General features: G+C 46.0%; 17 protein-coding genes and 1 rRNA gene. 1 reads left to right on the top strand and 17 read right to left on the bottom strand.

Annotated elements, in window-relative coordinates:
* Positions 1-36 precede the first annotated feature (36 nt).
* The 7 genes from ispE to metG all read right to left on the bottom strand — a co-directional run bounded on the left by ispE (position 37) and on the right by metG (position 6,817).
* Entirely contained in the window at positions 37-900 is an 864-nt protein-coding gene (gene ispE / locus KNO90_RS14275) for a 4-(cytidine 5'-diphospho)-2-C-methyl-D-erythritol kinase (RefSeq protein ID WP_214743100.1), read from the bottom strand.
* A 100-nt stretch (positions 901-1,000) separates the two neighbouring features.
* Positions 1,001-1,237, bottom strand: a complete 237-nt coding sequence (locus KNO90_RS14270) for a Veg family protein (protein WP_012727736.1) — start codon at positions 1,235-1,237, stop codon at positions 1,001-1,003.
* Positions 1,238-1,319: 82 nt separating this feature from the next.
* Positions 1,320-2,198 carry a 16S rRNA (adenine(1518)-N(6)/adenine(1519)-N(6))-dimethyltransferase RsmA gene (gene rsmA, locus KNO90_RS14265; RefSeq protein ID WP_214743099.1) on the bottom strand — a complete coding sequence of 293 codons (879 nt, stop codon included), beginning with the start codon at positions 2,196-2,198 and terminating at the stop codon, positions 1,320-1,322.
* Entirely contained in the window at positions 2,195-2,755 is a 561-nt protein-coding gene (gene rnmV, locus KNO90_RS14260; protein ID WP_215113883.1) for a ribonuclease M5, read from the bottom strand. The genes rsmA and rnmV overlap by 4 nt, the downstream gene beginning before the upstream one ends.
* Positions 2,748-4,040 carry a 3D domain-containing protein gene (locus KNO90_RS14255; RefSeq protein ID WP_215113882.1) on the bottom strand — a complete coding sequence of 431 codons (1,293 nt, stop codon included), beginning with the start codon at positions 4,038-4,040 and terminating at the stop codon, positions 2,748-2,750. The genes rnmV and KNO90_RS14255 overlap by 8 nt, the downstream gene beginning before the upstream one ends.
* Positions 4,037-4,804 carry a TatD family hydrolase gene (locus KNO90_RS14250; RefSeq protein ID WP_214743096.1) on the bottom strand — a complete coding sequence of 256 codons (768 nt, stop codon included), beginning with the start codon at positions 4,802-4,804 and terminating at the stop codon, positions 4,037-4,039. Before KNO90_RS14250 ends, KNO90_RS14255 begins: the two co-directional genes overlap by 4 nt.
* 51 nt (positions 4,805-4,855) lie before the next feature.
* The gene (gene metG, locus KNO90_RS14245) at positions 4,856-6,817 is read right to left on the bottom strand and encodes a methionine--tRNA ligase (protein ID WP_215113881.1); all 1,962 of its coding nucleotides are present in this window, start codon (positions 6,815-6,817) and stop codon (positions 4,856-4,858) included.
* A 330-nt stretch (positions 6,818-7,147) separates the two neighbouring features.
* Here metG and KNO90_RS14240 point away from each other — a divergent pair, with 330 nt between their 5' ends.
* Positions 7,148-7,441 (top strand): transition state genes transcriptional regulator AbrB, encoded by a 294-nt coding sequence (locus KNO90_RS14240; protein ID WP_012727742.1) that lies wholly within the window; start codon positions 7,148-7,150, stop codon positions 7,439-7,441.
* A 16-nt stretch (positions 7,442-7,457) separates the two neighbouring features.
* Here the strand turns inward: KNO90_RS14240 and rsmI are convergent, their stop codons facing one another.
* From rsmI to rrf, 10 genes are all read right to left on the bottom strand, one after another.
* On the bottom strand, positions 7,458-8,327 hold the full coding sequence (gene rsmI, locus KNO90_RS14235) for a 16S rRNA (cytidine(1402)-2'-O)-methyltransferase (protein WP_214743094.1): 870 nt from the start codon (positions 8,325-8,327) through the stop codon (positions 7,458-7,460).
* Positions 8,299-8,577, bottom strand: coding sequence for a GIY-YIG nuclease family protein (locus KNO90_RS14230; protein ID WP_214743093.1), 279 nt, complete (start codon positions 8,575-8,577; stop codon positions 8,299-8,301). Before KNO90_RS14230 ends, rsmI begins: the two co-directional genes overlap by 29 nt.
* Positions 8,570-9,307: a tRNA1(Val) (adenine(37)-N6)-methyltransferase gene (locus KNO90_RS14225; protein WP_078145936.1), complete on the bottom strand. Its 738-nt coding sequence runs from the start codon at positions 9,305-9,307 to the stop codon at positions 8,570-8,572. The genes KNO90_RS14230 and KNO90_RS14225 overlap by 8 nt, the downstream gene beginning before the upstream one ends.
* 60 nt (positions 9,308-9,367) lie before the next feature.
* Positions 9,368-9,703, bottom strand: a complete 336-nt coding sequence (gene yabA / locus KNO90_RS14220) for a DNA replication initiation control protein YabA (protein ID WP_012727746.1) — start codon at positions 9,701-9,703, stop codon at positions 9,368-9,370.
* A gap of 23 nt (positions 9,704-9,726) precedes the next feature.
* Positions 9,727-10,557 (bottom strand): PSP1 domain-containing protein, encoded by an 831-nt coding sequence (locus KNO90_RS14215; protein WP_214743092.1) that lies wholly within the window; start codon positions 10,555-10,557, stop codon positions 9,727-9,729.
* 6 nt (positions 10,558-10,563) lie between these two features.
* Complete coding sequence (locus KNO90_RS14210; protein ID WP_214743091.1) at positions 10,564-11,556, bottom strand: DNA polymerase III subunit delta'; 993 nt, start codon at positions 11,554-11,556, stop codon at positions 10,564-10,566.
* Positions 11,557-11,570: 14 nt separating this feature from the next.
* Positions 11,571-11,900 (bottom strand): cyclic-di-AMP receptor, encoded by a 330-nt coding sequence (locus KNO90_RS14205; protein WP_031421800.1) that lies wholly within the window; start codon positions 11,898-11,900, stop codon positions 11,571-11,573.
* Complete coding sequence (gene tmk, locus KNO90_RS14200; RefSeq protein WP_214743090.1) at positions 11,900-12,538, bottom strand: dTMP kinase; 639 nt, start codon at positions 12,536-12,538, stop codon at positions 11,900-11,902. The genes KNO90_RS14205 and tmk overlap by 1 nt, the downstream gene beginning before the upstream one ends.
* A 3-nt stretch (positions 12,539-12,541) precedes the next feature.
* A complete protein-coding gene (locus tag KNO90_RS14195) occupies positions 12,542-13,960 on the bottom strand; it encodes an aminotransferase class I/II-fold pyridoxal phosphate-dependent enzyme (RefSeq protein WP_214743089.1) in 1,419 nt (472 codons plus the stop codon).
* 72 nt (positions 13,961-14,032) lie between these two features.
* A 5S ribosomal RNA gene (rrf, locus tag KNO90_RS14875) occupies positions 14,033-14,110 on the bottom strand; the annotation flags it as partial.

Genomic DNA, 14,110 nt, shown 5'->3' with positions numbered 1-14,110 from the left:
TTCTATTGAGAATATATCACTTTCATTCGTTTTTGTTCAATGTCTTTTGCCGAGAATCCGAACGACGAACACTTCCGGGCAAAATCCTTTTAGACCATTATAAATGCGATGCGCTTTTTGCTCATGCTCAATGAGCGCAAATACAGTGGGTCCGCTTCCGCTCATAAGAACACCTTCTGCCCCGCAATGACGCATCGTTTCTTTGATTTGTTTTACTTCAGGATGTAGTTTAAGCGTTACACTCTCAAGTGAGTTCCCAAGGTTTTCGCAAATTCCTTGGAAATCCTTTTGACGGATGGCTTCAACCATAGCGCCTGTATTCGGATGATGTACCTCGTCCATACGCACTGCACGATACACATCCGCAGTCGACACCCCAATTTTCGGTTTACCGAGTACGACATAACATGGTGGCGGTGCCGGGATCATTTCTAACTGTTCCCCGCGCCCTCGAGCAATGGCAGTCCCACCGATGACACAAAACGAAACGTCTGAGCCGATTTCCGCACCGAGCTCTGCCAACTCTTCTAACGACAAATTCAATGAAAATAATTCATTCATCCCACGAAGGGTTGCCGCTGCATCACTCGACCCTCCAGCAAGGCCCGCTGCCACTGGGATTTGTTTATCGAGTACAATCTCAACTCCCTGTTGAATATGAAAACGATCGCGCAACAACTCGGCTGCCCGATACGCCAAATTTCGATGGTCATTCGGTACATACGCGTGCTCTGATTGAATCCGGATCTCATCCGAATCTAAAACCGTCAACTCTAGGCGGTCTGCTAAATCGACTGTCGTCATTACCATTTCTACTTCATGATAGCCGTCCTGACGCTTCCCGATGACATCGAGCGTCAAATTAATTTTTGCCGGCGCTTTCACACTGATCGTGCGCATCACGTTCACCCTTCCCATTTGTCTCCTGTTCGACATTGTACCGTAAACGGGCGCACAAAAAAAGAAGCAGCTGCCAATGCATCCGCCCCTCATTTATAAATCAATTGCCGAATTCAATTTTAACTGTATCCGTTAGGACATCAGCGTAGCTATACGAGACACGTTCAACATTGTGCAGGTCTTCATCTAATTTCACAACGAACACCGCAGGATATGTCTCAACGAGCGTTCCAAACCGAGTAACGACTTTCTTACGACCGCCGTTTGCTTTCAACGTCAATCGTTCACCAACATGCGATTCGAGTTTCTGTCTGATTTCTTGTAACGTCTTTGGCATACGCTTCACCTCACTGTTACAAGTATAGCATAATTGAATATGAAAATAAAGATTAATATTATAACGACTCGTTTTCAGGTCGTCAACTATTTTTAAGTGGTAAAATTGTGTCAGACAAACGTGCGAATTCTTCTAGACTTAACGTCTCTCCGCGACGTTTTGGGTCGATTCCCGCCTCGTGGAGCATCCGTTCAAGTTCGACTTTGTGCTCTTTTCCAATATAATTTGTCAAGTTGTTTAAGATGGTTTTACGGCGTTGTGCGAAGCTTGCGCGTGCAACGTCAAAGAAAAATGCCTCGTCTTTCACTTGTACGGCCGGCTCTTTGCGCATTCGTAGCGTAATCACAGCAGAATCAACGTTCGGTGCTGGGATGAACACGCTTTTCGGCACGACAAAGCTCACTTCTGCCTCCGCATAATATTGAATCGCAATCGAAAGGGAACCATATGCTTTTGTACCAGGTTTTGCCCCAATCCGCTCTGCCACTTCTTTTTGAATCATCATGACGAGCGAACGGAATGGCACACCACTCTCTAGTAAACGCATGATGATCGGTGTGGTGACATAGTAAGGTAAGTTGGCGACAACCGAGATATCTTCAATGCCCTCATTTAAGAATTCCTGTTCGACAATTTCGCGTAAGTTTAATTCCAACGCATCCCCATGGATGACTTTCACATGCGGATAGGGCGACATCGTATCGTCTAAAATTGGCAAAAGGCGCTGGTCAATTTCAAGCGCAACGACTTTTTTTGCACGCTTGGCCGATTGTTCGGTCAATGAGCCGATCCCGGGACCAATTTCAAGGACACCGCTCGCCTCACTCAGTTCTGCCGCCCCGACAATCTTACTTAAAATATTCAAATCGATTAAAAAGTTTTGCCCGAGCGATTTTTTGAATGAAAAACCATGTCGCTCTAAAATCGCTTTCGTTCGTTGGATTGTTGCAATATCTTTCAACCCTGTTCCTCCTCTAATTGAGCAAGTGCCTGCTCCCACTCTTCGATCGTGACGCCGAGCGCCTCGACCCGTTTTACAAATTGTTTAGCGTTCGGCTCACCAATGCGAAGCAACACCCCAAGTCGTTTCCGACGCGTTGCGGCCGCTGATCCACCGATTAAATCCGCATCCAACACCATTTTCCGCGTGACGATCGGTTGGTCCGTTTCGACACGCGGTTCAAACACTGCACCTAAGACACGACGAAGTGACTCTGGACTCGCATGTTCCACACCAATTTTTCCACGTTTGTCCTTTGCCTCGGCACGAGGTAAATGTGCGTGCTTACATCCTTTGACGCGTTCCTCGACAATTGCCCGAATACGGTCTCCTGGATAATCTGGATCGGTCAAAATGATGACTCCACGTTTTTCCTGGGCACGACGGATTCGTTCAATCGTTTGATCGGATACGGCAGAGCCGTTCGTCTCAATCGTATCGACGTCGAATACTTCTTGAAGTCGTGCCGTGTCGTCACGCCCTTCTACGACAATAATTTCCTGTATTTTCTCACGCATTGTCTGATCCTTCTTTCTCTTCTTCCTGCTTCGGAATCACCCAGATGGTGAGCGGTTTGCGACCGAACGTCACGGCCTCTTCCTTTTCATCCATCATGATATCGATTTTTTGCCCTTTGATCGCGCTTCCCGTATCTAAGGCAATCGCCATACCAATTCCCTCGACATATACGCGTGTCCCGAGTGGAATGATGGCAGGATCGACCGCAATGATTCGCATCCCTTCAAAGAGAATCGTATCTGTCACGTCGTATCCGCTTCTTGTCAGCACTCGACCATTATACGTTACGGTATCTTCGGGATTATTCGTATAGGCCGTCGCCTCTACAAGCAATTGCTTCGCAGATGAGAAATCCAGTACGTCATCTGTTTTCGGCGGTTCAGCAATCTCGATTTCAGCTTCAGGAATGAATGGGCTCGATTCATTTGCGGTTGTCGACTCAGGCTCCGTTACCGGTTCCGTCACTTTCTTTGTCCCCACCTTGATGATTTGGGGCATTGTTTTCCGCAATGTTTCGACTTCCGTTTTCGTACGATTTGTAATTGTACCATTTTCCACAGTAAGTGCATACCTTGTCCGTTCAAGTCCAGGAATCCCGACTTGCACCGTTTGTTTCACACCTTCTTCAAGCGTATCGTCCTCTTCCTCGACCACATCGAACGGAATCAATCGACTCTCATATTGAACGACATCACGATTCGTATTGACCGTAATCGTCAACCCTTCCCGAATCGGTGTCGATGTTGCCGGCATGACCGTATCACTTTCCGACACATCAATTTTCTCTTCTGCTAATAATTGTCCGACATCTGTCGCCATCGTATAAATGGTCAACGCCTCTTGCCCGACAATCAAGTTCACCGCGACAACTGGCTGATAACGTATCGTCATCCCGTTCGTCACCGGTGTCCGTACAGCCGGATAGACCGTGTCTCCGTCCCGTACGGTGACCCCGTAACGCAACAGCACGTCCTCAACGGTCCGCTCACGTGTTTGAACCGTTTCGGTTTGTCCATAGCCGATCTGAAGCGAAACTTCGTGCGAACGCTCGATTCGAATCAAATGGTCATCCGGTACATCTTCGCTAAGCGCAGGTGTGACATAGTCTGCCTCGCCCAGTGTGATGTTCAATTCATCAAGTATCTCGAGAACCGAGTCCGCTCGTGTCTCATGCTCGATGACGACGCCGTCATCGATGACCTTGATGGTTTCAGGTTGCAACATCACATACGCTACAGAGGTCGTTGCAATCACGCCGATACTCGCTATTACACGTTTGATCATGGGAGTCGGAACAACGTCTTCGCGTTGGTTGTCGTCGCCTCTGCTAATTCCTCATACGGTATGTCACGGAGGGAAGCGATCTCTTCAGCTACATATTTGACGTATGCCGGCTCATTACGCTTTCCACGGAACGGTGTCGGGGTCAAATATGGGCAGTCAGTCTCGACAAGTAGGCGATCAAGTGGTACCTCTTGCGCCACCGCCTTCGGAACCTTCGCATTTTTGAAAGTGACCGGTCCTCCTAACGAAATATAAAAGTTCAAGTCTAAGCAACGAGGCAATAGTTCCACAGACATGCTGTAACTATGGAACACGCCACCGACTTCCTCGGCATGCTCTTCTTCTAAAATATCAAGGACATCTGCCGTTGCTTCTCGGTTATGAATGACGATTGGCATATTCGTCCGTTTGGCGATGGCAATCTGTTGACGGAAGAGGTGCTGTTGCACATCTTTCGGTGATTTGTCCCAATGATAGTCAAGACCGATTTCGCCGAGTGCCATCACTTTAGGATGACTCATGAGATCCTCGATTCGCGCTAAGTCTGCATCCGTACAGTCTATCGCATCGACAGGATGCCATCCGACGATGGCATAGATGTCGTCGTGAGACTCGGCCAATTCGATGGCTCGATCGATTGTTGGTGTATCAAATCCAACGACAAGTAGCGGGGAAACGCCGGCTTCTCTTGCCCGCTCGATTGTCTCTTCTACATCTTCGTTGAATTGTTCCGCATTGATGTGCGTATGTGTATCAATCAACATCTTATTTCCTCCTTAGAAAAAGAGAGGGAGACCATAGTCTCCCCCATTTCATTATTTGACGATGGCACCGTTCGGCATCTGGTCAGAGACCGTCGCGAGTTCTAGCTTTCCGTCACGATCTGCCGCTAAAATCATCCCTTGCGAGAGTTCTCCACGGAGTTTGACCGGTTTCAAGTTTGCGACAACGATGACTTTTTTGCCAACCAAATCTTCAGGGGCATACCATTCCGCGATACCAGACACGATTTGACGTGTCTCTTTCCCAAGGTCGACTTGTAGCTTCAACAGTTTCTTCGCTTTTTTAATCTTATCGGCTTCTATGATTTGACCGACACGCAATTCGACCTGGTCGAAGACATCAATTGTGATTTCAGGACGAACGTCTTCATCGACTTCTTCTACTGATGTCGTCTCCGTTTCCTCAATCCGTGCTTTAGAAGCCTGACGCATCATTTCTTGGATTGCATCCACTTCTTCTTTCACATCACGGCGCGGGAAGATTGGTGTTCCGTCCGTCACGACCGCGTTGTTGAAGTCTGCGAACGTATCCAACGCCTCCCAAGACATGTCTTCTCCCTCAAGTCCGAGTTGACGGAACATCTCTTTCGGGGCACGTGTCATGAACGGTTGAATCATGATGGCGACATGACGAAGCACGCCTGCGAGGTGTGTCATGACAGAAGCTAATTCTTCACGTTTCGACTCCTCTTTCACGAGAACCCATGGCTGCGTCTCGTCGATATATTTATTCGCACGACTGACAAGTTGCCAGATATTTGTGAGGGCGACCGAAAACTCCATGTGTTCCATGGCTTCTTCTGTTTTGCGTGTCGTTTCTTTCACCACGTTCAATAGTTCTGCATCAAACGCCGTGACATTCCCGTTATATGCCGGAATGTTTCCATCAAAGTACTTCTTAATCATCGCAACAGTGCGATTCAATAAGTTCCCAAGGTCGTTCGCTAAATCAAAGTTCAAACGATCGACGAACGCTTCCGGCGTGAATGTGCCATCCGCCCCGAACGGAACTTCACGGAGAAGGTAGTAACGAACTGAGTCGAGTCCGTAACGGTCAATCAATGGAATTGGATCCACGACGTTCCCTTTCGATTTCGACATCTTTCCATCCTTCATAAGTAACCAACCGTGTGCAAACACTTGCTTCGGCAATGGTAGATCGAGCGCCATGAGGAGCGCTGGCCAAATAATCGTATGGAAACGAACAATTTCTTTTCCTACTAAATGGACATCGGCCGGCCAATAGCGATTGAAGAGTTCATCGTTATCTGTCCCGTAACCGAGTGATGAGATATAGTTCGTGAGTGCATCGACCCATACGTATACGACGTGTTTCGGGTTCGATGGGACTTGTACGCCCCAATCAAACGTCGTGCGCGATACAGCCAAGTCTTGAAGACCCGGCTTCAAGAAGTTATTAATCATTTCAGTTTTACGTGATTCCGGCAAGATAAAATCAGGATGTGACTCAAAATATTCAATCAAGCGGTCCGCGTATTTGCTGAGACGGAAGAAATAGCATTCTTCACGAACGAGCTCGACCGGATGTCCGCTGTCAGGACTTTTTCCATCGACGAGTTGCGATTCTGTGTAGTATGTTTCGTCCGGTACAGAATACCATCCTTCATACTCACCGAGATAAATGTCCCCATTTTTAAGTAATGTTTCAAAAACATACTCGACCACTTTCTTGTGGCGATCCTCTGTCGTACGGATGTAGTCATCGTACGAGATTTCGAGACGGTCCCATAAGACCTTGATCTCTCCCACCACTTCATCAACGAAAGCTTGTGGCGTCACGCCTGCTTCTTTCGCTTTTTCTTGAATTTTTTGACCGTGTTCATCCGTTCCCGTCAAGTAACGAACGTCAAAGCCTTTTAAGCGTTTGTAGCGCGCAACCGCATCACCTGCTACCGTGGTATATGCGTGACCGATATGCAATTTTGCACTCGGATAATAAATTGGGGTTGTAATATAAAAAGTCGGCTTCGCCATGATTTATTCTCCATCCTTTCGACATATGCAATTCTCATTATACACGGTTCGACAAAAGAATTTCCAAACCTAATTGTTTGGAATTTTTTTGCGTATTCTCCGTCATAAATGTTCCAAAAATACCCTTTCTTTGTTTCAAGTTCAAACTATCGGGGAAATTTAGGTATATATCGTTCCTTATTCGACAATTTTCGAAAATTTACTTTTCCAGATAGTAAGCAGTTGACTGCAATTGGAAAGTTTAGTATGCTTTTTGCTGTAGTCACATTGTCGAATTTTGACGATTCATGTCACCACGAGATTTCGACACCATTGGAGGAGGAAACACAAATGAAATCTACAGGTATCGTACGTAAGGTTGATGAGCTTGGTCGTGTCGTTATTCCAATCGAATTGCGCCGTACACTCGGAATTGCAGAGAAAGATGCACTCGAGATCTACGTCGACAACGATCAAATCGTTTTGAAAAAATATAAACCAAACATGACTTGCCAAGTTACAGGCGAAGTATCAGATGATAACTTCAAATTGGCAGATGGCAAACTAATCTTGTCACCAGAAGGTGCACAACGTGTTCTCGTTGAATTGAAGAACATGCTCGAAAACTACTACAGCGAAGAGTAAGCAAGGATTTCCTTGCTTACTCTTTTTTATGTAGTTGATGGTACGCATCATATACATCATTTCGAGACTCGCCACGGTCTTTCGCCGTCTGCTTGATTGCCGCGTTTGGTTTTAATCCCTCTTCAATATAATGAACGACATGTTCATATGCAGAAAGTGCTTCCCACCACGTCGTCGTCGGTGCAGACTCTGTCGCTCCGCTCACCAAGACGACAAACTCACCTCGTACTTCGCCTTCACACCACGTCAACGCCTCATCTACGCTACCTCTCAAAAATTCTTCAAACGTTTTCGTCAGTTCACGACCTAATACGATTTGTCGATTCCCAAGCACTTGTCGAATTGCTGTCAACATCTCTTTCAAACGATGTGGCGCTTCATAGAATATGACGGTACCCGGTTCGTATTGAATCGATTCGAGGACCTCAACGCGATCTTTCTTCTTACGCGGCAAGAAACCGTAATAGAGGAAACGCTCTGTCGCAAGACCCGACGCAACGAGTGCCGTGAGTGCTGCATTCGCACCGGGTAAGACGACGACCGGGATGTTGGCTTGAATCGCCAATCGAACGAGGTCGCTTCCTGGGTCCGAGATCCCTGGCATCCCAGCATCCGATACGACTGCAATCGACTTCCCTGACAACAGGTCTTCAATCAGTCTTGGTCCGCTCACTTCTTTATTATGTTCATGATAGCTAATCAATTTTGTTGGAATGTCAAAGTGGCGACATAATTTCATCGTTTGGCGCGTATCTTCCGCTGCGATTAAATCGACTTCCTGAAGCGTCCGTACCGCGCGATACGTCATATCCTCTAGATTTCCAATCGGTGTCGGTACGACAAACAGTGTCGGTTGTTCAGTTTGGTAGCTCTTTTGTGAATTCATTGGTCGTCCCCTCCATCAACTTCTCTTTTTGTGCACGAGTCAATTGCTTGATGGACCACTCGTATTGCATGGCCTCCCGTTTCGTATCGAACGACTGCACGTACCGAAGTTCTACCGGAAGTCGTGCTTTCGTGTATTTTGCGCCTTTCCCCGCATTATGGGCCAGGAGTCGCTTTTCCACATTCGTTGTATAACCCGTATAGTACGTTCCATCACGACATTCCACGATGTAGGTATAGTGCTTAGGCATCGAGTATGGCTCGCATCGCTTCCGTATACGTATCGTCTTCTTCATAGACAACAAATGGTGGTAAAATTTTAAGACCTGCTTTTCCATCTTTCGATCCCTCGATTAATAAAGTATTCGCCTCACGTCCCGCTTTTGGATAGACGAGTTGCATTCGTTTCGGTTCAATCCGATACGCACGCATCAAGGTTAAGATATCGAGTAAGCGTTCTGGCCGATGCACGAACGCCACCTTTCCTCCTGGTTTGACGAGTTGGCTAGCCGTTTTAATACAATCTTCTAACGTGCATAATACTTCATGTCGGGCAATCGTATGATGCTCATTTTGATTCCGTAGCGAGGTCTCATTCGCCAAAAAGTAAGGTGGGTTACATGTGACCACGTCATATCGCGCATGCCCGAGCTGCGTCGCTGCCGTTTTGACGTCCCCTTCTACTACTCGAATTCTTTCTTCAAGACGATTAACCGCCATGCTTCGATTCGCCATATCGACCAGTTTTGATTGAATTTCGACACCCGTAATCGTTCCTTTTGTACGATACGATAAAAAGAGCGGAATTGCCCCGGTACCGGCACACAAGTCAACCAGCTGTCCTTTTTGAATCGGTACCCACACAAATTCTGCAAGCAGTACCGCATCTAATGAAAATGAGAACACATCATCACTTTGAATGATTTTACCTGGACGTCCGAGTAAATCATCAAGGCGTTCTCCATCCTTAACCGTTACCATCGTTTCCTCCTTCTATAAAAGAAAGGCGACGGATAGGGAACCCCTATCTATCGCCCCGTATTAATGTTTATTGAGCATCGACAAACAGAAGAGACAGTCCCCATCTTTTCGTACCTGTCCGTAATGGAGGTTACAAATATGGAATCCTTCTTGATACAGCGCAGCTAAATTGTTCTGCCCTTTTCCAGACAATGCGATTTGTGAATCACCATTTGTCGTATCAACTTCTGCTAATTGTTCGACTTTTTCGCGTAAGTGATGATTCTCTAGATACATATGCTGATTTTCTTCAAGCAAGTACGCAAGCTGTTCTTTCAGCACCCCTAAATGCTCCGTTAAAAGTTGCATCTGTTGCTCAATCGCGTCTACACGCATCATCACTTCTTTTTTATCCATTCTTTCCACTGCTCAGCACCCCATCACTGTTTTGACGGTTTTCGTTTAATCGCGCCCACTTCAACGAGTTCATCAATCGTATATGTGACGACGCGCGTCCGATCGTGAAGCTCGACCTGAATGAGCTGGTCTAATATATTCAGACCGATTACCCGACCATCACCTTCTGGAATTTTGATTCGCTTGCCGACGTCTGGTAAATCTCGTTTCAGTTCTTCATATGTGTCATTCTCATATTTTAAACAGCACATCAGACGACCACATACTCCAGAAATCTTGTTCGGATTTAACGAGAGATTCTGATCTTTGGCCATTTTGATGGAGACCGGTTCGAATTCCCCAAGAAATGACGAGCAACAAAGAACTCGACCGCATGGTCCAATCCCGCTAAGAAGCTTCGCTTCGTCACGAACGCCGATTTGTCGGAGCTCGATTCGCGTACGAAACACACTAGCCAAATCCTTTACCAGTTCTCGAAAATCGACGCGACCTTCGGCAGTAAAATAAAAGATCACTTTATTGCGATCAAATGTATACTCAACATCAACTAGTTTCATTTCTAACTGATGTTCTCGAATTTTTTCTTCACAGACGGCATGAGCATCGACGGCTGCCAGTCGATTATCGCGTACGATATCCGCATCCTTTTGATCCGCGACGCGGAGGATTGTTTTCAACGGCATGACGACTTCGTCTTCACCGAGTTGCTTATCGGTTTGAACGACTTCCCCGTATTCAATACCACGTACCGTTTCAACGATGACATGATCTCCACGTTTTAGCGTTGCATCGCCTGGTGAAAAGTAATAGATTTTTCCCGCTTCTTTAAAACGGACTCCAACTACTTCAAGCACGCGCTTCTATCCTTTCTGCAAATCGAACGAAAGTCGTTCGAACGTTAATTGAGGATTGACGTTTGCCTCGAGTCGTCGAATCGCTGCATGCACACTTTCAATCGCATGTGTAAGCTTCGAGACAGATCGATTTTGAATAAATGCATGATACAAGGCAGCCTCATTCGTAAATAGCTTCGGAGTATACGATTCTCGCACTTTTAAATGAAGTGCCTCCTCTAACCAATGTTCGAATAATTCCAGGCCAACTCGTAACTCATTTCGTCCTTTAAAATGCCCTAACCATTTTTCTTGTGCGAATAAGAGCAACTCTTGAGGTCGTTTCGTCAATACTTCAATTAATTGTACCACTAGCCCGTATGCCTGTACAAACCACTCCTGTTCGAGTGCTTCTTTCGCATCGTCCCATTTCGGATAAACCGTTAGGGCGAGGTATGCCAAATCATACGTACAAGACAACTCTTCAGACATCGCTTGCGCCAACTGCCCACGATCGATTGGACGAAACGCAAGTTGTTGAGCACGCGACCGAATTGTCGGAAGCAGTAACTGAGGTTGAGTCGTCACTAAAATAGCAAGCTTGCCTACTCCCGGTTCTTCAAAGAACTTCAATAAGCTATTCGCCGCTTGTGTCGTCATCTTGTGCGCTTGATGAATGACATACACTTGGCGATCGCCTTCAGCGCCTCGTAGTGATAAATCACTGAGCAATTGCTGAATCTGTTCTTTTTTAATACTCGCACCGTCCGGCTCCACTTCAATGTAGTCGACGATGTTCTTGGAATCCATCCGTCGACAGTTTCGACATACGCCACAAGGTTCTGCCCCCTGTGGCGACTCACAAAACAAAGCTTTTGCAAACAGTGTGGCCGTTTCAATTAAATAGGGTTCATAATCTCCGGAAAAGATATACGCGTGACCTACTTTATTCGAAACGATTGAATTTTGAATGATGCGAGAAACGACAGTTTGCGACTCGCTCAATTCTTGAAAACGCATATGTCCAACTCCCATTAAAACTGATGGAATCCTTCAATCGGTAAGACGAATACCGTCGCCCCTCCGACCTGTACTTCCACTGGATAAGGGATATAAGAATCGGCATGTCCACCCATTGGTGAGATCGGCGTAATCATTTGGTCACGGCTCGAGCAGTTCGATTGAATCACATCCATCAAATCATCAAGACGTTCTTGCGGAATCCCCATCATAAACGTCGTATTGCCCTCTTTCAAAAACCCACCCGTTGTGGCTAATTTTGTTGCACGAAAATCTTGCTCGACAAGTGCGTCAGACAAACGTGCGCTATCCTTATCATGTACGATTGCAATTACCATTTTCATCATGATTGTGTGCCTCCTTGTTCTAATCTTTCTACTGTATAGTCGAGTACCTCGTCATGGATCGTTTCAATCGGTTGGTCAGCATCGATTCGAACGATCCGTTCTGGATACTGTTTGAGTAATGCTTGGAATCCTGCATAAACACGCTCGTGGAATGCTTGATCACGACTTTCAATTCGATCTAGCTGTCCCCGGTCTTTCATGCGTTGGCTCGCTCGCTCCGGACTCAAATCAAATAAGAATGTTAAATCGGGCGTCAAACCATTGGTTGCCCATTCATTTAGTGACCGGATCTGATCAAGGTCATATTGTAATCCGTATCCCTGGTAGGCGATAGAGGCATCGATAAATCGATCACAAAGGACAATCGCCCCTCGTTCTAATGCGGGACGAATCACTTGTTCCACATTTTGTGCCCGTGAAGCGGCATAAAGCATCATCTCGACTCGCGGCGTCATCTCATGATGATCAGGAGACAACAGAACTTCACGAATCTGATTCCCAACCGTTGTTCCTCCCGGTTCACGGGTTACGACAATGTCATACCCTTTTTCCTTCAGACTCTCTATTAATAATTGAAGTTGTGTGGATTTTCCTGAACCATCGGGTCCTTCAACTGTAATAAACATTCCGCTCACGTTTTAAAACTCCTCTACAATAACATCAATTTGCTCTATCATAACATGCTTACTCGCTTGAAGCTTCCTCCCTAAAGAAATCCAATCGGAGAGTACACGAACTTTCTCTTCTGTGATTTGTTCTCCTTTTAAAATCCAAGGAATCCCGGGTGGATATGGAATCACCGTTTCTGCCGCAATCAATCCAATCGCCTGCTCAAAAGATACCCGCTGAATTCGTGCATACTCTTTCACCGGATGTAGTTCAGATACACATTGTGATTGAGGGAATGGAAAGATGGTCTCATCGTCATCGATGATGGGTACATGAGTAGCGGCTTTCTTAATCAATTTCAGCCAATGCTCAATTTCCTGTTTCTTTATTTCCCTTAATGGTAAACAGAATAACACATGATCAACTGCCGCTAATTCAATATCTATTCCAATCGAGGCGAGATGTTGACTAAAAATCAATCCATTCTTCGGATAAGTCATGATGGTCACTTTCGTAAAGTCATCTCCTACTTTTACGACAAAACCGGAACGTTTCAATTCAAGAACAAACTGCGCATGACTTTTTTGTATGGAGGACCATGCCTCATCAGTCAATGTCTCTAAATAAGAACGTGCATAATCCAATGAAGCCATAATAAGATAAGAAGGACTTGACGTTTGAAAGGATGACAGTGCATGTTTTAAACGATTTTCGTCGATATCTTCTTTATAATGAACCCAAGCTCCCATCGTGAAGGCAGGTAACGTTTTATGTGCAGATTGCACAACCGCGCTTGCGCCTTCAAAGATGGCAGAACGACGTGGTAACTTTGGATGAATTAAATGCGCACCATGCGCCTCATCGACAAGTAAGGGAATATCTTTCGGCGATAAATAATCAGAAATCGCTCGAATATCTGCCATATCTCCATAATATGTAGGAGACGTCAACATGACGGCGCGTCCTCCGGGAAATTCTAGTATGGCCTGTTTGATTGTATCTAAGGTTACAGTCGTTGGAATACCGGTACCTCGTTCAATGGTGGGCATTAATAATATCGGTTCTAGTCCTAGCCATTCGATCGCATTCCATACCGATTTATGTGAGTTTCGTTGTACATATACTCGTTCACCGCGCTGTACTGTTGCAGCAAGCATACTCCAGTTCCCGACTGTAGATCCATTGACTAGCCATTTGCTTTTACTTTCGTACAACATACCCAAAGCGGTTTCAGCCTGTTTGATGATTCCTGAGGCGTCATGCAAATCATCTAAGTGTGCCAACTCAGTCAGATCATATGGCATAACTTTCGCGAACGCACTTGGTAATGTGTCATCTATCACAGTCCCATTATGATGACCCGGTACGTGAAAAGAAACGCGGTGTTCACGCACATGTTGTTCTAACATTTCCAGAAACGTAAAAGGGTTTTCTCGAGAAGGAGCCATCGATTATTCCTCCTAAACTATTAAATATGAAAAAAACGATCAAGCGTATGCTTGATCGTCTTCTGCGTTGTTGCCTGGCAACGTCCTATCCTCACAGGGGGAGATCCCCCAACTACTTTCGGCGCTGAGACGCTTAACTTCCGTGTTCGG

The sequence above is a fragment of the Exiguobacterium sp. s63 genome (assembly GCF_018617335.1).
Classification (GTDB): domain Bacteria; phylum Bacillota; class Bacilli; order Exiguobacteriales; family Exiguobacteriaceae; genus Exiguobacterium.
The sequence above is the reverse complement of the archived record's forward strand: the minus strand, read 5'-3'. Positions and strand labels throughout refer to the sequence as shown.

Coding starts and splice junctions, on each gene's coding strand:
- ispE (WP_214743100.1), bottom strand. CDS start 900: ATGCGCACGATCAGTGTGAAAGCGCCGGCAAAAATTAATTTGACGCTC.
- KNO90_RS14270 (WP_012727736.1), bottom strand. CDS start 1,237: ATGCCAAAGACGTTACAAGAAATCAGACAGAAACTCGAATCGCATGTT.
- rnmV (WP_215113883.1), bottom strand. CDS start 2,755: ATGCGTGAGAAAATACAGGAAATTATTGTCGTAGAAGGGCGTGACGAC.
- KNO90_RS14255 (WP_215113882.1), bottom strand. CDS start 4,040: ATGATCAAACGTGTAATAGCGAGTATCGGCGTGATTGCAACGACCTCT.
- KNO90_RS14250 (WP_214743096.1), bottom strand. CDS start 4,804: ATGTTGATTGATACACATACGCACATCAATGCGGAACAATTCAACGAA.
- metG (WP_215113881.1), bottom strand. CDS start 6,817: ATGGCGAAGCCGACTTTTTATATTACAACCCCAATTTATTATCCGAGT.
- KNO90_RS14240 (WP_012727742.1), top strand. CDS start 7,148: ATGAAATCTACAGGTATCGTACGTAAGGTTGATGAGCTTGGTCGTGTC.
- rsmI (WP_214743094.1), bottom strand. CDS start 8,327: ATGAATTCACAAAAGAGCTACCAAACTGAACAACCGACACTGTTTGTC.
- KNO90_RS14230 (WP_214743093.1), bottom strand. CDS start 8,577: ATGCCTAAGCACTATACCTACATCGTGGAATGTCGTGATGGAACGTAC.
- KNO90_RS14225 (WP_078145936.1), bottom strand. CDS start 9,307: ATGGTAACGGTTAAGGATGGAGAACGCCTTGATGATTTACTCGGACGT.
- yabA (WP_012727746.1), bottom strand. CDS start 9,703: ATGGATAAAAAAGAAGTGATGATGCGTGTAGACGCGATTGAGCAACAG.
- KNO90_RS14210 (WP_214743091.1), bottom strand. CDS start 11,556: ATGCGTTTTCAAGAATTGAGCGAGTCGCAAACTGTCGTTTCTCGCATC.
- KNO90_RS14205 (WP_031421800.1), bottom strand. CDS start 11,900: ATGAAAATGGTAATTGCAATCGTACATGATAAGGATAGCGCACGTTTG.
- KNO90_RS14195 (WP_214743089.1), bottom strand. CDS start 13,960: ATGGCTCCTTCTCGAGAAAACCCTTTTACGTTTCTGGAAATGTTAGAA.